Source organism: Flindersiella endophytica (assembly GCF_054779015.1).
In genome coordinates this window covers 442,608-464,579 of the sequence record NZ_BAAGYY010000036.1, presented here as the reverse complement: position 1 = coordinate 464,579, position 21,972 = coordinate 442,608, and the positions used below count along the sequence as shown (strand labels likewise).

Annotated in this window: 22 protein-coding genes and 1 pseudogene; 13 read left to right on the top strand and 10 right to left on the bottom strand. The window is 71.0% G+C overall.

Annotated features, from left to right (window positions below; all coding sequences use genetic code 11):
• The first annotated feature begins 115 nt into the window (after nt 1-115).
• Complete coding sequence (gcvP, locus tag ACYVF6_RS40715; protein ID WP_460530530.1) at nt 116-2,914, top strand: aminomethyl-transferring glycine dehydrogenase; 2,799 nt, start codon at nt 116-118, stop codon at nt 2,912-2,914.
• A gap of 15 nt (nt 2,915-2,929) precedes the next feature.
• Here the strand turns inward: gcvP and ACYVF6_RS40710 are convergent, their stop codons facing one another.
• From ACYVF6_RS40710 to ACYVF6_RS40700, 3 genes are read right to left on the bottom strand one after another with little or no spacing between them, the layout of a single operon-like run.
• A complete protein-coding gene (locus tag ACYVF6_RS40710; protein ID WP_460530366.1) occupies nt 2,930-3,907 on the bottom strand; it encodes a DUF2510 domain-containing protein in 978 nt (325 codons plus the stop codon).
• A gap of 42 nt (nt 3,908-3,949) precedes the next feature.
• Nucleotides 3,950-4,477: a YcxB family protein gene (locus tag ACYVF6_RS40705; RefSeq protein ID WP_460530362.1), complete on the bottom strand. Its 528-nt coding sequence runs from the start codon at nt 4,475-4,477 to the stop codon at nt 3,950-3,952.
• A gap of 11 nt (nt 4,478-4,488) precedes the next feature.
• Complete coding sequence (locus ACYVF6_RS40700; protein ID WP_460530359.1) at nt 4,489-5,382, bottom strand: NAD(P)-dependent oxidoreductase; 894 nt, start codon at nt 5,380-5,382, stop codon at nt 4,489-4,491.
• 22 nt (nt 5,383-5,404) lie between these two features.
• On the opposite strand from ACYVF6_RS40700, the gene ACYVF6_RS40695 reads away from it, so the two are divergent.
• From ACYVF6_RS40695 to ACYVF6_RS40685, 3 genes are read left to right on the top strand one after another with little or no spacing between them, the layout of a single operon-like run.
• Nucleotides 5,405-6,127 (top strand): MBL fold metallo-hydrolase, encoded by a 723-nt coding sequence (locus ACYVF6_RS40695; RefSeq protein ID WP_460530356.1) that lies wholly within the window; start codon nt 5,405-5,407, stop codon nt 6,125-6,127.
• Between the two features lie 13 nt (nt 6,128-6,140).
• Nucleotides 6,141-6,920, top strand: coding sequence for a dihydrodipicolinate synthase family protein (locus ACYVF6_RS40690; protein ID WP_460530352.1), 780 nt, complete (start codon nt 6,141-6,143; stop codon nt 6,918-6,920).
• A 22-nt stretch (nt 6,921-6,942) separates the two neighbouring features.
• Nucleotides 6,943-7,455: a P-loop NTPase family protein gene (locus tag ACYVF6_RS40685; protein ID WP_460530349.1), complete on the top strand. Its 513-nt coding sequence runs from the start codon at nt 6,943-6,945 to the stop codon at nt 7,453-7,455.
• On the opposite strand, the gene ACYVF6_RS40680 is transcribed toward ACYVF6_RS40685, so the two are convergent.
• Together ACYVF6_RS40680 and ACYVF6_RS40675 are read right to left on the bottom strand one after the other, a co-directional pair.
• Nucleotides 7,411-8,199 carry an LLM class oxidoreductase gene (locus ACYVF6_RS40680; RefSeq protein WP_460530346.1) on the bottom strand — a complete coding sequence of 263 codons (789 nt, stop codon included), beginning with the start codon at nt 8,197-8,199 and terminating at the stop codon, nt 7,411-7,413. The two genes, ACYVF6_RS40685 and ACYVF6_RS40680, sit on opposite strands and share 45 nt — an antisense overlap.
• 17 nt (nt 8,200-8,216) lie before the next feature.
• Complete coding sequence (locus ACYVF6_RS40675; RefSeq protein ID WP_460530343.1) at nt 8,217-9,281, bottom strand: lipoate--protein ligase family protein; 1,065 nt, start codon at nt 9,279-9,281, stop codon at nt 8,217-8,219.
• Nucleotides 9,282-9,387: 106 nt separating this feature from the next.
• Here ACYVF6_RS40675 and ACYVF6_RS40670 point away from each other — a divergent pair, with 106 nt between their 5' ends.
• Genes ACYVF6_RS40670 through add form a run of 3 tightly spaced genes read left to right on the top strand, consistent with a single transcriptional unit; the run spans nt 9,388 to nt 12,147 of the window.
• Entirely contained in the window at nt 9,388-10,377 is a 990-nt protein-coding gene (locus ACYVF6_RS40670) for an alpha/beta fold hydrolase (RefSeq protein WP_460530340.1), read from the top strand.
• A gap of 32 nt (nt 10,378-10,409) precedes the next feature.
• Nucleotides 10,410-11,171: a 2-phosphosulfolactate phosphatase gene (locus ACYVF6_RS40665; RefSeq protein ID WP_460530337.1), complete on the top strand. Its 762-nt coding sequence runs from the start codon at nt 10,410-10,412 to the stop codon at nt 11,169-11,171.
• A complete protein-coding gene (gene add, locus ACYVF6_RS40660; RefSeq protein WP_460530334.1) occupies nt 11,161-12,147 on the top strand; it encodes an adenosine deaminase family protein in 987 nt (328 codons plus the stop codon). Before ACYVF6_RS40665 ends, add begins: the two co-directional genes overlap by 11 nt.
• Nucleotides 12,148-12,152: 5 nt before the next feature.
• Here the strand turns inward: add and ACYVF6_RS40655 are convergent, their stop codons facing one another.
• Nucleotides 12,153-12,536 (bottom strand): PNPOx family protein, encoded by a 384-nt coding sequence (locus ACYVF6_RS40655; RefSeq protein WP_460530331.1) that lies wholly within the window; start codon nt 12,534-12,536, stop codon nt 12,153-12,155.
• Nucleotides 12,537-12,582: 46 nt separating this feature from the next.
• On the opposite strand from ACYVF6_RS40655, the gene ACYVF6_RS40650 reads away from it, so the two are divergent.
• A complete protein-coding gene (locus ACYVF6_RS40650; RefSeq protein WP_460530327.1) occupies nt 12,583-13,182 on the top strand; it encodes a TetR/AcrR family transcriptional regulator in 600 nt (199 codons plus the stop codon).
• Here ACYVF6_RS40650 and ACYVF6_RS40645 read toward each other — a convergent pair.
• Nucleotides 13,171-13,857 (bottom strand): SWIM zinc finger family protein, encoded by a 687-nt coding sequence (locus ACYVF6_RS40645; RefSeq protein ID WP_460530324.1) that lies wholly within the window; start codon nt 13,855-13,857, stop codon nt 13,171-13,173. The two genes, ACYVF6_RS40650 and ACYVF6_RS40645, sit on opposite strands and share 12 nt — an antisense overlap.
• Nucleotides 13,854-16,157 (bottom strand): DEAD/DEAH box helicase, encoded by a 2,304-nt coding sequence (locus tag ACYVF6_RS40640; protein WP_460530321.1) that lies wholly within the window; start codon nt 16,155-16,157, stop codon nt 13,854-13,856. The genes ACYVF6_RS40645 and ACYVF6_RS40640 overlap by 4 nt, the downstream gene beginning before the upstream one ends.
• Before the next feature lie 48 nt (nt 16,158-16,205).
• On the opposite strand from ACYVF6_RS40640, the gene ACYVF6_RS40635 reads away from it, so the two are divergent.
• The gene (locus ACYVF6_RS40635) at nt 16,206-16,961 is read left to right on the top strand and encodes a TetR/AcrR family transcriptional regulator (RefSeq protein WP_460530318.1); all 756 of its coding nucleotides are present in this window, start codon (nt 16,206-16,208) and stop codon (nt 16,959-16,961) included.
• Here ACYVF6_RS40635 and ACYVF6_RS40630 read toward each other — a convergent pair.
• Nucleotides 16,942-17,367 (bottom strand): VOC family protein, encoded by a 426-nt coding sequence (locus tag ACYVF6_RS40630; RefSeq protein WP_460530315.1) that lies wholly within the window; start codon nt 17,365-17,367, stop codon nt 16,942-16,944. The genes ACYVF6_RS40635 and ACYVF6_RS40630 overlap by 20 nt on opposite strands.
• Nucleotides 17,368-17,420: 53 nt before the next feature.
• Here ACYVF6_RS40630 and ACYVF6_RS40625 point away from each other — a divergent pair, with 53 nt between their 5' ends.
• The 3 genes from ACYVF6_RS40625 to ACYVF6_RS40615 are packed head-to-tail and all read left to right on the top strand — an operon-like array spanning nt 17,421 to nt 20,062.
• On the top strand, nt 17,421-18,509 hold the full coding sequence (locus tag ACYVF6_RS40625; RefSeq protein ID WP_460530312.1) for an ArsR/SmtB family transcription factor: 1,089 nt from the start codon (nt 17,421-17,423) through the stop codon (nt 18,507-18,509).
• A complete protein-coding gene (locus tag ACYVF6_RS40620; protein ID WP_460530309.1) occupies nt 18,506-19,282 on the top strand; it encodes a GNAT family N-acetyltransferase in 777 nt (258 codons plus the stop codon). Before ACYVF6_RS40625 ends, ACYVF6_RS40620 begins: the two co-directional genes overlap by 4 nt.
• Before the next feature lie 30 nt (nt 19,283-19,312).
• Nucleotides 19,313-20,062: an MBL fold metallo-hydrolase gene (locus ACYVF6_RS40615; RefSeq protein WP_460530306.1), complete on the top strand. Its 750-nt coding sequence runs from the start codon at nt 19,313-19,315 to the stop codon at nt 20,060-20,062.
• On the opposite strand, the gene ACYVF6_RS40610 is transcribed toward ACYVF6_RS40615, so the two are convergent.
• Nucleotides 20,052-21,158 (bottom strand): winged helix DNA-binding domain-containing protein, encoded by a 1,107-nt coding sequence (locus ACYVF6_RS40610; protein ID WP_460530302.1) that lies wholly within the window; start codon nt 21,156-21,158, stop codon nt 20,052-20,054. The two genes, ACYVF6_RS40615 and ACYVF6_RS40610, sit on opposite strands and share 11 nt — an antisense overlap.
• On the opposite strand from ACYVF6_RS40610, the pseudogene ACYVF6_RS40605 reads away from it, so the two are divergent.
• A pseudogene (locus ACYVF6_RS40605) lies at nt 21,043-21,771 on the top strand (MBL fold metallo-hydrolase); the annotation flags it as partial. The gene ACYVF6_RS40610 and the pseudogene ACYVF6_RS40605 overlap by 116 nt on opposite strands.
• Between the last annotated feature and the right edge of the window lie 201 nt (nt 21,772-21,972).

Genomic DNA, 21,972 nt, shown 5'->3' with positions numbered 1-21,972 from the left:
GCCCACGCGTCCAGGAGTCCCATTGAACGCCACGACAGCTCAGTTCAGCGATCACGGCGACAGCGACGAGTTCGCCACCCGCCACATCGGCCCCGCCGCCGAGGACCGCGCCAAGATGCTGGCGGCCTGTGGCTTCGGCTCACTCGACGAGCTGGTCGCGGCCGCGGTGCCCGAATCGATCCGGGACCTGCGGCCGCTCAACCTGCCGCCCGCGCTCACCGAGGCCGAGGCCAGCCGCGCGCTGCGCCGGCTCGCCGCTATGAACCGCCCGCTGACGCAGATGATCGGCCTGGGCTACTACGACACGCTGACCCCACCGGTGATCCGGCGCAACATCCTGGAGAACCCCGCCTGGTACACCGCTTACACGCCGTACCAGCCGGAGATCAGCCAGGGCCGGCTGGAGATGCTGACCAACTTCCAGACCGTCGTCGCGGAGCTGACCGGCCTGCCGGTCGCCGGCGCGTCGCTGCTCGACGAGGCGACCGCTGCCGCCGAGGCGATGACGCTGGTCCGTCGTACGAACAAGAAGGCCAAGAGCAACCGCTTCGTCGTCGACGCCGACTGCCTGCCCCAGACGATCGCCGTCGTGCAGACGCGGGCCGAACCGCTCGGCATCGACGTGGAGGTGGCCGACCTGTCCGCGGGCCTGCCGGAGGGCGAGGCGTTCGGCGTGCTCGTGCAGTACCCCGGCGCGAGCGGCGCGGTCCGCGACTACGAAGCTCTCGTCCAGGCCGCCCACGAACGCGACGCCCAGGCGATCGTCGCCGCCGACCTGCTCGCACTCACGCTGCTCAAGCCGCCGGGGGAGTACGGCGCCGACGTCGCGGTCGGCAGCTCGCAGCGGTTCGGCGTGCCGTTGATGTACGGCGGCCCGCACGCCGGCTACATCTCCGTCCGTTCCGGCCTGGAGCGCTCGCTGCCTGGCCGGCTGGTCGGCGTCTCGGTCGACGCGGCGGGCAAGCCCGCGTACCGGCTGGCACTGCAGACCAGGGAGCAGCACATCCGCCGCGAGAAGGCAACCAGCAACATCTGCACGGCGCAGGTGCTGCTCGCGGTGACCGCCGCCGCCTACGCCGTCTACCACGGGTCTGACGGCCTGCACGACATCGCGAGCCGGGTGCACCGGCACGCCGCCGCGCTGGTCGAAGGGCTCAGCCGGGCGGGCATCGAGCTGGCCTCCGACAGCGTGTTCGACACCGTACGTGTCGCCGTGCCGGGCCGCGCCGCCCAGATCGTCGCCGAGCTGCGGGCGCGCGGCATCAACCTGCACCTCACCGACGCAGACCACATCACGATCGCGTGCGACGAGCGCACCGGCGCCGCCGAGGTCGAGGCGATCCTGTCGGTGTTCGGCGCCGACTCCAGCGACGTCGAGCACCTGCTGCGGCGCGCGCCGGCCCGGTTGCCGGAGCACCTGCTGCGTACGAGCCCCTACCTCACCCACCCGGTGTTCCACCAGCACCGTTCGGAGACGGCGATGCTGCGCTACCTGCGCGCGCTGGCCGACGACGACTACGCACTCGACCGCGGCATGATCCCGCTCGGCTCGTGCACGATGAAGCTCAACCCCACCACGGCGATGGAGCCGATCACGTGGCCGGAGTTCGCCGGCATCCACCCGTTCGCTCCGGCCGAGGACGCCGGCGGCTACCTCGAGCTGATCGACCAGCTCGAGCGCTGGCTGGCCGAGCTCACCGGCTACGCCGCGGTCTCGTTGCAGCCCAACGCCGGTTCGCAGGGCGAGCTGGCCGGACTGCTGGCGATCCGCGCGTACCACCGTGGCCGTGGCGACGACGGTCGTGACGTCTGCCTGATCCCGTCGTCGGCGCACGGCACCAACGCGGCCTCGGCCGTGATGGCCGGCATGCGGGTCGCGGTGGTCGCCGCCGAAGCCGACGGCACCGTCGACCTGGCCGACCTGCGGGCGAAGCTGGAGAAGCACGCCGGCCGGGTCGCGGCGATCATGGTCACCTACCCCTCCACGCACGGCGTCTACGAAGAGGGCATCACCGAGTTGTGCTCGCTGGTGCACGACGCCGGTGGGCAGGTCTACGTCGACGGCGCCAACCTCAACGCACTGGTCGGGCTGGCCCGGATCGGCGAGTTCGGCGGCGATGTCTCGCACCTCAACCTGCACAAGACGTTCTGCATCCCGCACGGCGGTGGCGGTCCGGGCGTGGGGCCGGTGGCGGTTCGCGAGCACCTGGCTCCGTACCTCCCGAACCATCCGATGCTCGCCGGCGCGGGAGCTGCGGATCTTCCTGGACCAGGCGTCGGGCCGATCGCGGCGGCGCCGTACGGCTCGGCCGGCATCCTGCCGATCTCGTGGACCTACGTCGCGATGATGGGCGGCCCCGGGCTGAAGCTGGCGACCGAGACCGCGGTGCTGGCAGCCAACTACGTCGCGTCCCGGCTCGCGCCCCACTTCGAGGTGCTCTACACCGGGCAGCACGGCCTGGTCGCGCACGAGTGCATCATCGACCTGCGCGAGCTGTCCAAGCAGACCGGCGTCACGGTCGACGACGTGGCCAAGCGGCTGATCGACTACGGCTTCCACGCGCCGACCATGAGCTTCCCGGTGGCCGGCACGTTGATGGTCGAGCCGACCGAGTCGGAAGACCTCGCGGAGCTCGACCGCTACTGCGACGCGATGATCGCGATCCGCGGCGAGATCGACCGGGTGGGCGCGGGTGAGTGGCCGGCCGACGACAACCCGCTGCACAACGCGCCGCACACGATCGAGATGCTGACCGGCGAGTGGGACCACGCCTACACCCGTGAGGAAGCGGCTTACCCCGTCGCTACTCTGCGACGCCGCAAGTACTGGTCGCCGGTACGCCGGATCGACCAGGCCTACGGCGACCGCAACCTGGTCTGCGTGTGCCCGCCGCCCGACGCGTTCGCGGAGTAGCCACGCGGCCGGCCGTCAGGACGTCGTTTCCAGCCGGAGGCTGTTGATGGCTGTGTCGACGTCCTTGGACAGCTGCGGATGCGTCTCCGGGATCGAGGCGATGAGCAGGCCGTTGGCGCGGTCGGGGCCGTAGTCGATCAGCACGATGTCGATGTTGTCGTGCTTGGATTTCAGGCCCTTGAAGTTGTAGGCGACCTGCGTGCGGATCCGGTAGGCCGGATGGCCGCCCAGGAAGAGCGACTTGCCGTTGCCCGGTCCGGCCGACGGCGGGGAGTTCCACTCCGTACGCAGGTACCACCGCGCGACTGCCACCGTCCTGGCCGGGAGGCCGCCGGTGGCCTTGGCCCCGGCCGGCAGGTCGCCCGCGACGATCAGCGCTGTCCAGTTGTGCTTGCCGTCCCAGAGTTCTTCGGTGTTGAGGAACATCGCCTGCTGGTTGCCGAGGTCCTGGCGCAGGACCGGGCCGGTGGCTGCCCGCCACTGCGGGTTCGGCGGGCTGAACGCCAGGTGCCCGCCTGCCGGAGTGACCGCGGGAGTGGTCGCGCTCGGCGTGGGCGACGGTGACGGCGACTCCGTCGTCGGGGAGGGCGACGGTGACGGGGTCGACGTGGTCGAGGCGGAGGTGGCCGCCGGCGACGTGCGGCCGGCAACCGGTGTTGTACCGCCGTTCTGCGACAGCCAGATCGCCGTCGCGGTGGCCGCGGCGCCCAGCACGACGACGGCCGCCATCACGCCGATGATCCAGCGGCGTCTCCGGCTGCCGTCGTAGAGGTCCTCGACCTCGACGATGGTCGGAAGCGACGGCCCGGACGGGGGTACGTCGGCCGCGTGCCGGCCTGGCGGTGGTGGAGCGTAGGGCTGCGCGTCAGTGGGCTCGTTGGCCCAGAGGGTGTCGGCGACGGCGACGGTCCAGCGTTCACCGTCCCACCAGCGGAACTTCTTGGTCAGACCCGACGGGTCGGGGTACCAGCCTGCCCGCTTGCCATCGGCCACCTACTGACCTCCAAGATCGGCTATGGCGATCAGGCTAGTGGCTCACGGCAGGTGCCGGACCAGAATCTCGCGCAATCGTTCAGCATCCGAAGGCGCGGCGAGCCCTCGCTTCGGCAGCACGGTGAAGACGATCCGCTTCTTGTCGGGGCTCAGCAGCACGAACGCCTGCTCGGTCTCGACGAAGCTGCCGTACGCCGACCAGCTGTTCACCGACGACGAGTGCGCGTTGGCTATCCGTACGCTCTCGTCGTCGAGGCCGGCCCGCACCTCGCCCATCCGGGCAGCGATCTGGCCGTAGACGCGACGCCGGAGCACCAGGATCAGAGGGATCAGGACGAGGGCCACGAGGAGTGGCAGGAGCCCTCGCCAGTCGTCGGCGTCGAGCTGGCCGGCGATCGCCAGCACCGCGAACAGCGCCAGGGCGGTCCCGATCAGGATGCCCGCGACCCACCGCATGGCGCGGGCGAGCCGCCCGCTCCGGGTGGCTCTGAGCCTGGTGAGCGCTCCGTGGCGAATGTCGTCCGCCGTCATCGTGAAGCTCAGCTCGACGGCCTGGCTCGCAGTCTCCATGGCGGAGGACTCTAGTCCCTGCGCGCGGCCACTCCCGACAGCCGCTCCAGTGCCTTGACCAGCGCGTGGTTGCCCTCTGCTCCGAGCCCGTCGGCCTGGAGCGTGCGGTACAGCTGGAACACCTGACCGGTCGCCAGCGCGGGTACGCCGAGCGAGTCGGCGGCCTCGAGCACCAGCCGGAGGTCCTTCTGCTGCAGGTCGATCGTGAAGCCGGGACGCCAGTCGTCGGCGATCACCTGCGGGCCGCGGTTGGCGAGCATCCACGACCCGGCCGCGCCGCCGGTGACCGCGGCCAGCGTCTTCTCCAGGTCGAGGCCGCCGGCCTTGGCGAACACCAGCGCCTCCGACACCGCGAGCATGTTGACCACGACGAGGATCTGGTTGACGAGCTTGCAGGTCTGGCCCGCTCCGACTTCGCCGACGTGGGTGATCGTGGAGCCGATCGCTTCCAGGTAAGGGCGAGCGCGCTCGACGGCCTCGGGAGAGCCGCCGACCATGATCGACAGGGTGCCCTTCTGCGCGCCCTCGCTGCCACCGGAGACCGGCGCGTCGACGAAGTCGACGTCCTGCTCGGCCAGCTGCTCGGCCCAGGTCCGGGTCGCCTCCGGGCTCACCGTGCTGCAGTCGATCACCAGCGTGCCCGGCCGCAGCCCGGCGGCCAGTCCGTCGTCGCCGAACAGCAGTGCCTCGACGTCGGGTGTGTCGCTCACACACAGCATCACGACCTGCGCGGTCTCGGCCAGCTCCTTGGGCGAGTACGCCTGAGTCGCACCGGCCTCGACCAGCGGCTCGGCCTTGGCGGCGGTCCGGTTGTAGACGCCTACCGTGTGCCCGGCCCGCAACAGATTCCGCGCCATGCCGGCGCCCATGATGCCCAGTCCGGCGAATCCCACCTGATCGCTCATGCAGGCAGGTTAACGTCACACCATGAAGACCAAGCAGGTCGTACCCGGCGTCTACAGCCTCGCCGACGGTTTCGTGTACGCCTACCTGATCGAGACCGACGACGGGCTGGTCATGGTCGACACCGGAACGGTGAAGCTGCAGCAGCAGTTCGCGGCAGCCCTTTCAGCATTGGGGAAACAGGCTGACCAGATCCGGCGGATTCTGATCACGCACCACCACCCCGACCACACGGGCAGTCTCGCCGAGCTGGTCCGGCGTACCGGCGCGGCGGTCTACATCCACGCCACCGACGCGCCGATCGCGCGTGGCGACCGCGCGTGGCAGCTGCCCGAGCCGAGCAACGTCTTCGTACGGATGATCGGCAAGCTGATGCGGATCGGCGCCGAGCCTGCCGAGCCCGCGAAGGTCGACAGCGAGCTCACCGGAGGCGAGCAACTGGAGTTCGCCGGTGGCATCGAGGTGATCGAAACACCAGGTCACACGGCTGGACACGTGTCGTACCTCCTGCGCCGCGAGGGCGGCGTGCTGTTCGCCGGCGACGCGGCCGTCAACGTGGTCGGCGGGCCGGCCGCAGGCCCACCGTTCCTCGCCTCGCTCGTCACCGAGGTGCCCGCGGCCGTCCGGCCGAGCCTGCGGCGGATCGCGGCCCAGGAGTTCGAGGTTGCCGTGTTCGGTCATGGCGCGCCGATCGTGGGCGGCGCCGCCGAGCGGTTCCGGCGCAGGTTCGGGGTTGACGCGGGCTGAGAGGCTTGTAGGTATGACAGATGCGGGCTTTCTGGGCGTAGGCGTTGCGCTGCTCACCGTGTTCACCGAGGACGGCTCGGTCGATGTCGCCGCGACCGCGGAGCACGCCGGCCGGATGACCGACGCCGGGATCCGAGCGGTGCTGGTCGCCGGCACCACCGGCGAGTCGGAGACCCTCGAAGACTCCGAACGCGAAGAGCTCATCGCGGCCGTACGCGACCGGGTCCCGCGCGACATTCCCGTCATCGCCGGGGCGAGCGCGGCGTGGACGCGGGCCGCGGCCCAGCGCGCGGTGGCCGCCCGCAAGGCCGGCGCCGACGGCGTGCTCGTCCTGCCGCCGCGTGGAGGCCAGGATCTCGTCGGCTTCTACTCCGCGGTGACCGAGGGCGTGGGGGAGTCGAGCCGGGTGTTCGGCTACCACAACCCCGCGCCACTGGGCGTTCCCGGCATCCCGGTCGAGGAGCTGATGGACCTGCCGATCGGCGGCATCAAGGACTCCTCCGGCGACCCGAACCGCCTGCTGGCCGAGCTGTCGACCTGGGACGGCGCGGTCTACGTCGGCTCGGCCGCACTGGCCGGCTATGCCGGACCGCTCGGCGCCGCGGGCGCGATCCTGGCGATCGCCAACGCGCTGCCGGAAGACTCGATCTCCGCGTTCGAAGGCGACCTGACGGCCCAGAAGTCGATGACCGAGCTGCACCTGCGGATCCGCAAGCACGGCATCGCGGCGCTGAAGGAAGCCGCGGCCGAACGCTACGGCATCTCCCCGGTGCGTCGCCTGCCGCTGGCCTGACGTTCTCAGTAGCCTTGCCACGATGGAGCGGGTCTTGGTGGTTGGGTGCTGTGGTGGCGGAAAGTCGTACGTAGCAAGGGCGATCGGACAGCTGACCGGTGCGCCCGTAACACATCTGGACGCGATGTACTACGACGACGAGTGGAACACCGCGCCGATGGACGACTTCGCCGACGCTCAGCGCGAACTGGTCGCCCGCCCGCGCTGGGTGATCGACGGCAACTACAACTCGACGCTGGAGATCCGGCTGCGGGCCTGTGACACCGTCGTCTTCGTCGACGTGCCGACGCGGTCCTGCCTCTGGGGGATTTTTTCGCGGCACGTCCGCCGCGGTGGCGAGCACCAACTCAACCTGGACGTCGTCAAGTACGTCCTCGGCTATCGGCGCACCATGCGGCCGCGTGTGCTGGCGAAGCTGGAGGAGTACGCCGGGCACGCGCGTGTCGTGTCCTTGCACAGTCGCGCCCGTGCCCGGCAGTGGCTCGTGGATCTAGCCGATCAGCAGCTTCGCGAGAGCGCGGCGGACGTCGGTTGAGGCGTCTCGCAGGCTGAGCGCCACCTGGTCGGCGCCGGCGCTGAGGTACTCCTGGACTCGCGCCGCGATTCTTTCCGGGTCTCCCCAGGCCACGATCGCGTCGAAGAAGCGGTCGGTGACCTGGTCGATGTCGTCCTCGGTGAAGCCGTGGCGCTTGAAGTTCGAGCGGTAAGGGCCGGCCTGGCTGAGGAAACTCAGGGACGGGCCGGCGACCTCTCGTGCCTTGACGGGATCGGTCTCCGGGATCACGAACAGGCCGATCACCAGGCTCGTGTCGTCGCCGACCTGTGCCCGCGCCTGTGCGACGTACTCCGGTGTGACGAGGAACGGATAGGCGCCCGCTGTCCGGTCCCGCGCGAGTTCCAGCATCCGCGGCCCCAGTGCTGCGAGCGCGCGCCGCTCCACCGGTATGGAACCGTCCAGCTCGTCCAGGTAGGCGTTCAACGTCTGCAAGGGTTTCGCGCCGTGCGCACCGCCCAGCCCGGCGATGAACCGGCCCGGGTGCGACTCCTCGATCTCGGCGTAGAACGACTTCACCGCGTCGGCGCCGAACCGGTCGACGGCGATGATCCCGCTGCCGATCGTGATCCGCTCGGTGCTGCGCACCGCATCGCCCAGCTGGCCGAGGTCCTGCAGTGGCCCGCCGCTGAACCACGCCGTCGAGAAGCCGAGCTCCTCGACCTCGCGCACGTCGTCACCAGGGTTCAGGCCCGCGCCGATCGGGCCGATGTCAAGCTTTGGCATCGCGATCTCTCAATCTTTCAAGGGACTCTGGCAATCCACTCCGGTTTGGAGTATTTCTCCTGAACGAGCCTCGCGGCGGCGTTCAGCTCGTGGGGGTGAAGCGTGTCGTCGGTGAGGCCGTAGCGGATACGGAACGACGAGATCATCGACTCGATGACCGCCTCCCGGCCCAGCCCGGTCTGCCGCCGCAGCGGGTCGACGCGTTTGTTGGCGCTCTTGGTGCCCTTGTCCGACAGCTTCTCGCGTCCGATCCGCAGCACCTCGAGCATCTTGCCGGCGTCGATGTCGTACGCCATCGTCACGTGATGCAGCACCGAGCCGGCGGCGAACCGTTTCTGCGCCGCACCGGCGATCTTCCCGGCGTCGGACGTGATGTCGTTGAGCGGCTGGTACCACGCTTTGACGCCGAGGTCGCCGAGCGCGCCCAGCACCCAGTCGTCGAGGAAGGCGTAGCTCTCGGCGAACGTCATGCCCTGCACCAGCGAGTCGGGCACGTACAGGGAGTAGGTGATGGTGTTGCCGGGCTCGATGAACATCGCGCCGCCACCGCTGACCCGGCGTACGACCGTGATGCCGTGCCGTCGCGCACCCTCGGGGTCGACCTCGTTGCGCAACGACTGGAAGCTGCCGATCACGACCGCCGGCGCGGCCCACTCCCAGATCCGCAGCGTCGGCGCGCGGCGCCCGGCGGCGACCTCCCGCGCCAGCACCTCGTCGATCGCCATGTGCAGCGCGGGATCCTGTGGCGAGGTGTGGATCAGCTGCCAGTCGTGGTCGCCCCAGCCGGTGGCCGCGCCCAGTGCTCGCCGCACCGCGACGCCGACGGCCTGCGCGGACAGGCCGTACATCAGTGTGTCGCCGGGCAGCCCGGCCTCGACCAGCGCGGCGATCTCGGACGCCGGTACGTCGGCCGGTGCGCCCTCCAGCGCCCGGTCGATCGCCTCGAGCGCGCTGTCGGGCTCGAGGAAGAAGTCGCCGCTCACCCGGACGTTCCGCAGCTCGCCCTCCTCGACGTCGAAGTCGACGACGACCAGCTTGCCGCCCGGAACCTTGTACTCGCCGTGCACCGTGGGCACCTCCATCAGCCAAACAGCCCTGGCTCCGGATGGTTTATTCCACCTTTGGGTGTAGGCGATCCGCGACGAATTCCAGATTCGCCGCAGCCACGGCATGCGGTCGAATCGAGCCATGACCGAGCTCACGAGAAGGACCAGACGCGACGTCCTGCGGACCTCCGGAGTCGCCGCCGGTGCGATTGCCGGTGCAGCCCTCGGCACGGCACTTGCCGCCGCACCGGCAGCCGCGTCGGCCACCGGTGCCGGACGTGGGCGCCGGCCCGGCGTCACCTCGTTCGTGTTCGTGACCGGCGCCAACGGTACGGCCGGCGCGCCGAGCCAGCTCGCGGCGCTGGGTCACCGCGTACTGGGTGTCGACCTGCCGGGGCACGAGCCGTCGGCGCAGCAGTTCACGGTCGCGTACCAGGCGCCGCAGGATCTCGACGCGATGGCCGCGCAGCCGTCGCCAACCGCGGGCAAGACGCTGCGGGACTACGCCGATGCCGTGATCGACGTGGTGCGCCAGGTCGCGCGGTACGGGCCCGTGATTCTGGTGGGCTCCAGCATGGGTGGTGCGGCGATCAGCCTCGCGGGCAACGAGGTTCCGCAGCTGATCGACCGTCTCGTCTACGACTCCGCGCTGCTCTGCGTCGACCTGCCCACGCTGCAGTCGTACTTCGAGACACCCGAAGGCAGCACCTCACAAGGTCCGGTACTCGGCGAAGCCCTGGTCGGCGACCCCGCGAAGACCGGCGCGGTCCGCGTCAACTGGCGCTGGGCGAACGCCGAGTGGCTGGCCAAGGCCAAGGGCGCGTTGATGGAGGACGGCACCGACGCGGAGTTCCTCGCGATGCTCAGCTCGCTGCAGCCCGACGAGTCGCTGGGCGTCCAGGTGGAGGAGTGGACGGTCGACCCGCACACGTGGGGCCGGATCCCGCGTACGTACATCCGGCACAGGCTGGACAGGATGCTCCCGCTCGCGTTGCAGGACCGGCTGATCCGTGAGGCGGACGCGCGGACGCCGTGGAACCGCTTCGACGTGCGCACGGTCGAGACCGCCCATGCCGCGCCGCCGGCCAAGTACGCGGAGATCATCCGGATCCTGGACGGCTTGGCTCGGTAGACGAGATCCCCGCCGGTTGGAATGATTGGGCGGTGAGTACATGGCTTTCACAGGTGTCCGGGGATGTCCGCTTCGAGTGGGGACCGCAGGGAAGCGCGCGGCTGGTACCCGATGTGGCCTGCCTGGTGGTGATCGACGTGCTGTCGTTCACCACGACGGTCTCGGTCGCGGTCGAGCGTGGCATGGCGGTCTTTCCGTACCGCTGGAAGGACGAGTCGGCCGCCCGGCTGGCCAGGCAGGTGAACGCCAAGCTCGCGGTCGGACGCCGTGCCGTGACGCCTCACAACCCCTGGTCGCTGTCGCCGGCGGCGCTGCGGAAGGCTCCGGTGGTTCCGCGCCTGGTGCTGCCGTCGCCGAACGGGTCGACGATCGCCGCCGCTGCCGCCGAGGCGGGCCGGTGCGTGGTCGCCGCCAGCCTGCGAAACGCCGCCGCGGTCGGTCGATGGCTGATCGGCAACGGCTACGGCACGCCGGAACGTCCGGTCGCGGTGATCGCCGCGGGGGAGCGGTGGCCGGCCGGTGAGCTGCGGCCGTCGCTGGAGGACGCGCTGGGTGCTGGTGCCGTGATCGCGGCACTGGTGGAGCAGGGCGTCAGCCGGCTGTCGCCGGAAGCGCAGGCGATCCGCCTGATGCACAAGGGTGTCGGCGACGTGGCGGGGGCGGTCAAGGAGTGCGCGTCAGGCATCGAGCTGGTGCAGGGCGGGTTCGCCGAGGATGTCGAGGTCGCGATCGAGGTCGAGTCGAGCCCGGTCGTGCCCGTGCTGGTCGATGGTGCGTTCGCCGATGCGGCGTGACGTTCGCGCGCTGCCCAAAGCCAACCTGCACCTTCATCTGACCGGTTCGATGCGTCCCGGTACGGCTGCGGAGCTGGCCGCCCGGCACGGCCTGCCGCCGTTGCCGCCGGTCGATCCGGCCCAGCCCAGGCCGCACGGCTGGGAGGTGTTCCAGGCCCGCTACGACACGGCGCGAGCCGCCGTTCGTACGGCAGAGGACATCGAGCGAATCGTCACCGAGGCGGTCGCCGACAACCTGGCCGACGGCGCGGGATGGCTGGAGATCCAGGTCGACCCGACGTCGTACGCACCGCATCTCGGCGGCCTGGAGGGCGCGGTCGAAGCCGTGCTGGCGGCCGCTCACGGCAAGCCGCTCGGCGTGATCCTGGCGGCCAGCTGGGGCGCCGATCCGGTGCACGCCGAGCGCCTGGCCCGGCTCGCGGTCCGCTACGCGTCCGACGGTGTTGTGGGCTTCGGGCTCTCCAACGACGAGCGGCTCGGCAAGGTGGCCGACTTCGTACCGGCGTTCGGCCTGGTGAACGACGCCGGCCTGCTGGCGGTGCCGCACGCCGGCTTCTACGAGGCGGCCTGGCACGTACGCGACACGGTCGCGCTGCTCGGTGCCCGCCGGATCGGGCACGGGCTGACCGCTGTGGACGACGCCGGCGTGATCGGGTTGCTGGTGGAGCGGGGCGTGGCGCTGGAGGTGTGCCCGACGTCGTACCCGCCGTTCGGGGTCGTCGCGGACCTGGCGTCGGTGCCGCTGCGGCCGTTGCTCGCGGCCGGCGTGCCGGTCGCGCTGGCGACCGACGACCCGCTGATCTTCGAGGTCGGGCTGGCGGGCCAGTACACGATCGCGCGCGAGCACCTGGGGTGCACTGACGAGGAGCTGGCGCTGCTGGCGGAGCAGTCGATCGCGGTGTCCGCGGCACCCGAAGCCGTCCGGCAGCGGCTGCTGATCGGCGTCCGCGACTGGCTCGCCGGTGACGGCGACTAGGTGTACTAGGCCTTGCGCTTGAGGTAGAGGAAGTCGTTGACGTCGTTGAGCGCCAGCACCTGGTTGACGAAGAAGCGCGGCATGTCCTTGCGCGTCTCGTCGTGCACCACGCGTGGCTCGACCAGGTCGTAGTGCTTGCGCCGGGTCTCCAGCTCGAGTCCGCCCGCGGCGAGCACGTTCTTGACCCAGTCGGTGTCGGGGCCGTACGTGAGCGCGAAGACGAACCCGTCATCGGTGCGGAAGACGTTGATCGGCGTCCGGAACTTCTTGCCGGACTTGCGCCCGCGATGGGTGATCATGCCGAAGCCGGGCATCCAGCCGGCGATGTGCCTGGTGACCTTGTTGAGGCCCTTGCGGTTCAGCCGGGCCAGCCGCTTGCTCAGGACCATCGGGCGCTCCTTCTCCGAATTAATTCAACAAGCGTAGAATAGCACCGTGGCACAGAGCAGACGAGGCCGCCGGGCCGGCACACCGGACACGCGTGGAGCGATCCTGGAAGCCGCCCGGCGGCGATTCGCCGAGGGCGGTTACGCCCGGACGACGATCCGCGCGGTCGCCGCCGACGCCGGTGTCGACCCGGCGCTGGTCGTGCACTTCTTCGGCTCGAAGGAGGCGTTGTTCCGGGCGGTGATCGAGTGGCCGTTCGATCCGGAAGTGCTGCTGGATCGCCTGGCGGCGCCGGGGTCGGAGAGCATCGGCAGGCGGCTGGCCAGAGGTTTCCTGGAGTTCTGGGGATCTGCTGACATCGGCCCACGGCTGCAGGCCGTGCTCCGCGGCGCCGTCACCCACGACGCGGCGGCCGACCTGATCCGGCAGTTCCTGACCGAGGTGCTCTACGAGCGGGTCGTGCCGTTGATCGGGCCGGACCAGGCGCGGCTGCGCATCGACCTGGCGCTCGGTCAGCTCCTGGGCGTCGCCGTGCTGCGTCACATCCTGCGCGTCGAGCCGATCGCGTCGGAGTCGATCGACACGCTGGTCGACCAGCTCGCGCCGACGCTCGACACCTACCTGTCGCCGGCTGCCTCAGCCGGCTGAGCGGCCGGCCGCCTCGAGCAGCTCGCGGGCGCGGGCGGCCGCGCTCGTACGCAGGAACGCCACCGCCTCGTCCGACAGCCGTACGCCCTCGTGGTGACCACCGGCTTCGCGCAGCTCGGCCAGCAGTGCCTCGCGGGTGCGGCCGCGCAGCAGGAGCAGCAGGGACGGGTCGTCGTCGACCAGCCACGCCACCTGGTAGCACAGCGCGGCCGCGTGCTCGCACGGGTGGTCCCAGCCCGGGCAGTCGCATTCTGGTTCGAGGTCGCCGATGCCGGGCAGCAGCGGCACCTCGGCGTCGTCGGCGGCCTCGGCCAGCGACACCGGCATCTCGTGCTCCAGCAACGCCGCCATGTGCCCGGCCCGGCCGGCCAGCTGCAGGGCGAAGCGTTCCCACTCCTCGCCGGTGAGCTCGCTGACGTAGACGGTTGTCGAGTACGGCGTCGCATCCGGGTCCTGGACGACGGCGGCGATCCGTCCCGGGCTGATCGTGATCGGGCCGACCCTGCCGCTGCGGGCACACGCGCGGCCGCGTCGCAGCGGCTCCTGCGCCAGCGACGTGTCCTCCAGTGCGCGCACCCACGCCTCGCCCCACCAACCGCGGGCGAACTGCTTGCCCTTGCCCTGCTTGGGAAACGCGGGGAACCCACGTACGTCCGATTCGATCGGTCCGCTCACTGTGGCCTCCTCAGCTCTACCAGCTCGGCGAGCTCGGCGTCGGACAGCTCGGTCAGCGCGGACTCGCCGCCGGTCAGGACGGCTTCGGCGAGTGCGCGCTTGCCGGCCAGCAGGTTCGCGATCCGGTCCTCCAGCGTTCCCTCGGCGATCAGCCGGTGCACCTGGACCGGCCGGGTCTGGCCGATCCGGTACGCGCGGTCGGTCGCCTGGTCCTCGACGGCTGGGTTCCACCAGCGGTCGTAGTGGATCACGTGGTCGGCGTGGGTGAGGTTGAGCCCGGTGCCGGCGGCCTTCAACGACAGCAGGAACACCGGGGTGTCGCCGGCCTGGAACCGCTCGACCATCCGTTCGCGCTGGGCGACGGGTGTGCCGCCGTGCAACAGCTGCGTGCCGATCCCGCGGGCGTCGAGATGCCGCTGCAGCAGCCGGGCCATCGCGACGTACTGCGTGAACACCAGCGCCGCGCCGTCCTCGGCGAGGATCGTGTCGAGCAACTCGTCCAGCAGCTCCAGCTTGCCGGAACGGCCGGGAAGCCGGCTGTCCTTGAGGTACTGCGCCGGGTGGTTGCAGATCTGCTTGAGGGCGGTGAGCAGCTTCATGATCGCGCCGCGTCGTGCCATGCCGGTGCCCCTGCGGACGTCGGCCATCAGCTCGGTGACCGTGGCCTCGTACAGGCCGGCCTGCTCGGCCGTCAGCGCGACCAGCTGGTCGGTCTCGGTCTTGGCGGGCAGCTCGGGCGCGATGCCCGGGTCGGACTTGCGCCGCCTGAGCAGGAACGGGCGGACCAGCCGGGCGAACCGCCCCGTGACGACGGGATCCCGGTCGGCCTCGATCGGCTTGGCCCAGCGGTCGCGAAACTGCGCGAGCGAGCCGAGCAGCCCAGGCGTCGCCCAGTCGAGGATTGCCCAGAGCTCCGACAGGTTGTTCTCGACGGGCGTGCCGGTCAGCGCGACGCGGGCGGTCGCCGGGATCCGGCGGAGCGCCTTGGCCGTGGAGGAGAGCGGGTTCTTCACGTGCTGTGCCTCGTCGGCGACGACCAGGTCCCAGTCATGCCCGGCGAGGCGCTCGGCGTCCAGGCGCATGGTGCCGTATGTCGTGAGCACGAAGCCGCTGGTGGCGAGGTCGCGCTCGGTGCCGTGGTAGCGGCGGACGGGGGTGCCGGGGGCGAACCGCTGGATCTCGCGTTCCCAGTTGCCGAGCAACGACGCCGGGCAGACGACCAGCGTGGGTCCGGCCCTTTCCTGATGGTGGAGCTCCTGCTGGTCCAGGCGATGGAGGTGGAGCGCGATCAGCGTGATCGTCTTGCCGAGACCCATGTCATCGGCCAGGCAACAGCCGAGGCCGAGCGAGGTCATACGGACCAGCCAGCGCAGGCCGGCCAGCTGGTAGTCGCGCAGGGTCGCCTTCAGCGCGTGCGGTGGCTCGACGGCCTCGGTGTTGTCGCCGGCCTGGGCGAGGCTGGCTCGCAGGTCTTCCAGCCAGCCGCCGACGCGTACGGTGCCGGCGAGCGCGTCGCCGAGCAGGTCGAGCGCCTGGACCGGCTCGGGCCGGGGAGCCCGCGCGGTGTGGGCGACGTCGGGGCTGACCAGCACCCACTGGTCGCGGAGCCGCACGATCGACCGCTTGGCGGCGGCCAGCTCCGCCACCTCGGCCTGGGTGAGCGGGCTACCGGCCAGGTCGAGCCGCCAGTCGATCTCGAGCTTGCCGCCCAGCCCGCTCGGGCTGCTCCCGCGCGCGACCGCGGTCGCGGTGAGGTCGCGGGTCAGGCCGGGCAGCCAGTCGACGTCGACGCCGGCACCGATCAGGCGTTCGGCACCGTGGCCGGACAGCTCGGCGAGCTCCTCGTCGTCGAGCTCCATCTCGTCGGGAACGGCCTGGTGCAGCAGGCGTTCCAGCGGTGGCCAGATCCGCGCGGCCCGGCGGACGGCGACCGCGAGGCTCGCGGAATCGGCCAGCTCGGGTGCGGGGACGACGATCCGGAACGGGTCCGGGCCTTCGACCCGTAACGTGAGCCGCTGCTCCGCCGCCACCTGGTCGACCAGCCCGTCGGCGATCGCGTCGGCCAGCGGGCGTAGTGCCTCGTCGAGGTCGGCGGTGATCCGCCACGCGCCGGTCCCGGTGGGCTCGAGCTCCCCGGCGGCGACTCTTTGGAGTGCCGCGGCCGCGGCTTCGCCCAGGTCACCGGGAGTCGCGAGCAGCAGCGGCAGCGCGTCGGCGATCGGCGTACGAACCGTCCGGCCGGCTTCGTCCGCGTGGATCAGGACGCTGGTACGGGGTGGATCAGCCGGCTCGAACCTCATGGCCGTACAGTGTACGGTACGTCGTACGAGAGGCCAGGTGAGCAAACGTTGGCGGAGTACACCGGCACCGGCGACCCCGCGCGTAGCCTGGCTCTGCTGTGGCGCGCGTTCGACAAGCCCAGCCGGGGCGGCGGCCTCAGCGTCGACACGATCGTGCGAACGGCGATCTCGGTCGCCGACGCCGAGGGCCTGGGTGCGCTGTCGATGCGCCGCGTGGCGCTGGAGCTCGGTGTCGGCACCATGTCGCTCTACACCCACGTACCCGGCAAGGGCGAGCTGATCGACCTGATGGAGGACGTGGTGCTCGGCGAGACCGCGCGGCCCGCGCTCGCCGGCGCGTCGTGGCGGCAACGGCTGGAGCAGGTGGCGCACGAGCACTGGAAGCTGTACCACCGGCATCGGTGGCTGTTGCAGGTCGTCGCGCACCGGCCGCCGCTGGGGCCGAACCTGATGGCGAAGTACGAGTACGAGCTGCGGGCCGTCGACGGCGTCGGGCTGACCGAGCTGGAGATGGACTCCATCGTCGCGCTGGTCACGAGCTTCGTGCACGGCGCGGCTCGCAGCGCGGTGGACGCGGCCCGGAACACAGAGGAGACCGGCGTGACGGATCGGCAGTGGTGGGCGGCGCACGCGCCGTACCTCGGCAAGCTGATGGACGCCTCGCGGTTTCCGCTGGCGGCCAAGGTCGGCGCGGTGGCCGGGGAGGAGCTGGGTGCGGCCTACGATCCGGCGCACACGTTCACGTTCGGGCTGAAGTGCATCCTCGACGGCGTCGAGGCGCTGGTCAGCTCGCGTCGCCCTTGAGTGGTCCGGTGATCCAGATCTCGTGGCCGTCGGGATCGTAGACGGCCGCGTTGCGTACGCCCCAGCCCTCGTCCTGTGGCTCGATCCGGACGCCCTTGGCCGCCGGTCGCAGCTTCTCGACCACCGCGTCCACGTCGTCGACGGTGAGGCCGAGCACCACGCCGTAGAGCCCACCTGGCGGATTCGCGGTCTCGTCCTCACCGAGCTGGTCGAGCATGACGAAGATCCGGCTCGGCGGTGGTGAGTGTTCGGCATCGGCGCCCGACCACGGACCGGTGGGTGCGAACAGCTCCTGCATCGTGCCGAGGTCCTGGCCGGCCTCGAAGCCGAGCAGCTCCTCGTAGAAGTGCCGGGACGTCTTGAGGTCGCGGCAGCGGATCGTGATGCCGTCGATGTGAATACCCATGGGGGCCAGGCTAGACGTTGCATGCGCAATGCGCAAACTGCATACTCGGTCGTATGAGTGATCTGGTGCCCGTCCTTGCGGAGGCGACGCCGGCGCCCGAGGTGCGGGTGGTGCCGCCGGCGCTGCCGGTCGCGCTGACCACGGCGATGGTGCTCGTCGACTACGCGCTCGGTGGCAAGGCGACCCCGACACCCGACGCGCAGGCGGCCGCACAGGCGATGCCGGCGTCGGTAGCCGAGGACAGTCGTGGGATACGGGCGGTGTTAGCGCACGGCACGTACCTCCGCGACTTCCTGCTCCGGGAGCTGCCCGTGGACCATCCGGGACAGAGCGACTATCCGGCGCTGCGCGGCTGGCTTGCGCGGCTGTCCGACTCGCGGATCGAGGCGATGGTCGCGGAAGGCTCGCTCGCGGTGTTGGGCTACGGCAAGTCGCCCGCGGACCGGCCGACCGTGCCGGATGTCGTGGAGACGGTGCGCGTGTGGGGCGTGGCCGAACCAGAGGAGCGCGCGGCCGAGCTGGGCGACGCCGCGTTCGTACGCGAGCAGATGCTGGGGTTCCTCGACGCGGTCTGGGACCTGTGGCTGGCCCGGGTGTGGCCGCTGGAACTGCCGGCGTTGCGGGCGGCGGCCGCCCAGGCTGTCGTGCCGGTCGGCGTGACGGGCGTGCAGGCGGTGACGCAGGTGACGGCGCTGCGGCCGGATCCGCTGTACGCCTCCGCGCTCGACCAGGCCGGCGCTTTGGTGCTGATGCCGTGCCCTGGTCTGGGGCGGAGCATGTCGCTGTTCGGGACCGAAGCCGAAGCCTGGTTGCTGTACAGCCCACAGGGATCGGCCGTGGATGCCGGTGCCAGCGAGGGACGTCCGGGGATCGCGGTGGGACGGCTGGCGCAGCTCGCGCCGACGATGCAGGCGCTGGGCGACCGTACCCGGCTGGCGATCGTGCTCTACCTCGCCGACCAGGGGCCGGTGTCGATGCAGGCGCTGTCGGACGCGGTGCGCGTACACCAGAGCACAGTGTCGCGGCAGGTGGCGGCGCTTCGTAAGGCCGGCCTGGTCTCCGTCGACGACCAGCGCCGGATCGTCGCCCGGCTGGACACCGTACGCCGGACCTGCCACACGTTGCTGGAGGCGATCGAATGAGCCGTTGGACGACCGATGCTGTGCTCGCCGAGTTCCATCGCTGGGTGTGGGCGCCGGCCGACGCCACGATCGCGCGGACTGCGCGCCTGCGCCTGTCCGTACGCCGGGACGAGGCCACGGTGCTCGACGGCGCGGTGCTCGACGCCGCGCCCGAGGGCGTCGCCGCGGACGAGCTCGTCGCGGAGGCGCGTGACCTGGCCGCCGGCCATGGGGCGACGACGTTGCTCTGGACGGTCTGGCCGCGACCCTCGCCGCCCGACCTGGCGGAGGCGTTGCGGCGGGCCGGCGGAGTCGTCACCGAGCCGTTCGACGTGTGCAGCTACGACCTGACCAGCGGACCGCTGGACCTGACCGTTCCGCCGGACATCGACGCGCACGCGGCGACGACGGCAGAGGACGTCTGGGCGGCGCACCGCGTGCGCTCGACGCTGTGGCCGGAGTTCGACCTGCCTTCGCAGGCGGACGTCGACCGGGAGGTGGCTTCGGGCGGTGGCCGGTACGTCGCGTACTACGCCGGCCGGGCCGTGGGCTGTGCGGGGCACGAGCTCGCCGGCGAGGTGATCCGGCTGTGGGGCGGCGGGGTGCTGCCGTCGTTTCGCGGCAAGGGTGCGTACCGAGGGCTGGTCGCTGCCCGGCTCTCCGACGCCGCCGAGCAGGGCGGGAGCCTGGCGATCGTGCACGCGCGGTGGGGTACGTCGGCGCCGATCCTGCGGCGGATGGGTTTCACCGTGCACGGCATCAGTCAGGTCTACCGCGTCCCGGTGGTGGAATAGCCGGCCGCCGCGGGTGGGTTGCCCGTGAACGTGAGCGGACTTCGCATCCACTACATCGGCGGGCCGACCGCGCTGCTCGAGTTCGGCGGCCTGCGACTGCTGACCGATCCGACGTTCGATCCGCCGGGTGACTATCCGATCGGCGAGCGGAAGCTGACCAAACTGGCGGGTCCGGCGATCTCGGCCGGCGAGGTCGGGCCGGTCGATGCCGTCCTGCTGTCGCACGACCAGCATCCCGATAATCTCGACCGGCTCGGGCGGGTGTTCCTGGCCGACGTGCCGCAGGTGCTGTCGACTGCCGCGGCCGCCGAGCGGATCGGTGCGTCGGCGTTGCCTGCGTGGGAGTCAGTACGGCTCGGCGTAGTGCGGGTGACCGGGGTGCCGGCGCTGCACGGGCCGCCTGGCTCGGAGCCGCTGGTCGGGGAGGTGACCGGGTTCGTGCTGTCCGGCGACGGGTTGCCGACGGTGTACGTCAGTGGCGACAACGCGTCGCTGGACGTCGTCCGTGCGGTCGCCGACCGGTTCGCGCCGGTCGACGTCGCGGTGCTGTTCGCGGGCGGTGCGCGGACGCCGCTGGTGGGCGATGCGTACCTCACGCTGCCGAGCGCGGACGCCGCCTCGGCGGCGCGCATCCTCGGCGCCCGTGCGGTCGTACCGTTGCATTTCGAGCACTGGGGGCACTTCACACAGGGGCCTGAGACGCTGGTCGAGGCGTTCGACGCAGCCGGGCTGGGCGATCGGCTGCACCTGCCGCGGCCGGGGGATCAGGTCACGCTTTGACGAACCTGACGTCGTAGGTCGCGGCTTCGGCCTCGGCGAACTCGAGCAGGCGCCGGCCCTCGGCGACCACCTCGGTTCGTTCCTGTTCCGACAGCTTCCGAGCGGTCTGGATGTCGAGCCTGGCGCTGTCCTTGTCGCTGTCGATCCGCCAGATGCCGGTGTGGAAGCCGTCGACCAGCAGGCCGCCGTAGTTGGCGTCCGGACCGGAGAACAAGGTCCCGAGGCCGCCGCCCGGATCGAGGATCCGGCTGCGGTCGGCGTGGCTCAGCAGGGCGTTGTCGTACACCGGCAGGAACCGTACGGGCGCCGGCGTCTCGGCTGCGGGCCTGGGCGCTTCGGGCAGGTCGTAGAGTTCGGCGCCGTTCTCGTCACGGAACCTGCGCAGCCTCGGACCCAGCCGGTCGACGACCTCGCGGAGCTTGGTGAGGCCGCACCAGGCCTGCACGTCTCGTACGGTCGCGGGGCCGAACGCCGCGAGGTAGCGCAGGACCAGATCGTCCAGTTCGGCACCGGCGTCGAGTGGGCGGCCGAGCCAGCCTTCGACGGTCGCGAGCGTGGGCTGCAGGGTCTGGCCCCAGACGCCGCGCGGCGTGACCTGGACCGTGGGGACGAGGTAGCTGACCGCGTACGCCAGGTTGTTGGCGTCGACGTCGGGCCAGCGCTCGCCGAGCAGCTTCCTGAGCTCGGTGCGGGTGCGCGGCTGCTCGTCCATCAGCCGCGCGCCGGCCTCGAGCATGGGCTCCAGGTCGAGGTGCTTCAGCGGCCGGCCGAACGCGGTGGTGAAGATGCGCTGCATGACGATCTGCAACAGCGGGCGCAGGAACAGGCAGTCGCGGGCGCTGACCAGGTGGATCGTGCCGCGCATCAGCGTGGCGCGCACGACCTGGCGGTCGAGCATCAGCTTGGCCAGCTCGCCGGTCTGGAAGCCCTCGAGGCGCGACCAGAGGCCGACGTACGGATCGAGCGGGAGCTGAGCCTGCATGCCGGCCAGGTGCTCGATCGTGTCGTACGCCGACGCCGGGCGGCGGGCGAGGAGGTACTGGCGGTCCAGCAGGGCGCGGTTCAGGCCGCGGCGGCTGATCGGGTCCGGGCTCATGGACTCAACGGTAGGACGGGTTGAGGTCAGGTGTTGTCCTGAAGTAGGTTCGGCCTCCGTGGAACGTGACGAGATCCTGCCGGGTCTTCATGTGATCCGGCTTCAGTTCGGCCAGGTGTACCTCTGGAACGACTCCGGCGAGCTGACGTTGGTCGACACCGGGCTGCCGGGCGCGTCGTCCGAGATCGCGGCGGCTATCGGCGAGCTCGGCTTGGACCGGTCGGCGTTGCGGCGGGTGGTGCTGACCCACTTCCACAACGACCACACCGGCTCGGCCGCCGACCTGGCCGCGTGGGGCGACGTGGAGGTGCTGGCCGGCGCGGCCGACGCTCCGATCATCCGAGGTGACGTGCCCGGACCGCCGCCGGTGCTCACCGAGGAGGAGAAACCGCTGTACGAGGCGATCGTCGTACGGCCCCAGCTGCCGCCGGCGCCGCCATGCCGGGTGGATCGCGCGCTGAGCGACGGCGACCGGATCGCGTTCGGTGGCGGGGCGCGGGTGCTGTCGATCCCGGGACACACCGACGGCAGCATCGCGGTCTACGTCGAAGCGGCGGGCGTCCTCTTCACCGGCGACACGATCGCCAACCCTCAGGGACAGCCGATCCTGGGCGTCTTCAACCTCGACCGCCAGCAGACGATCGCGTCCATGCGCCGGCTCGCCTCCCTGGACGGCATCGGTGGTCTGCTTCGGCCACGGCGAGCCGCTCGCATCGGATGCGTCGGCAGCTCTGCGTGCTGCAGCGGATCGGCTGCCTGCGTAGGCGCGCCTGCCGCTTCGGCTGTCTCGCTGGCTTTGCCGCGCGTCGGTCGC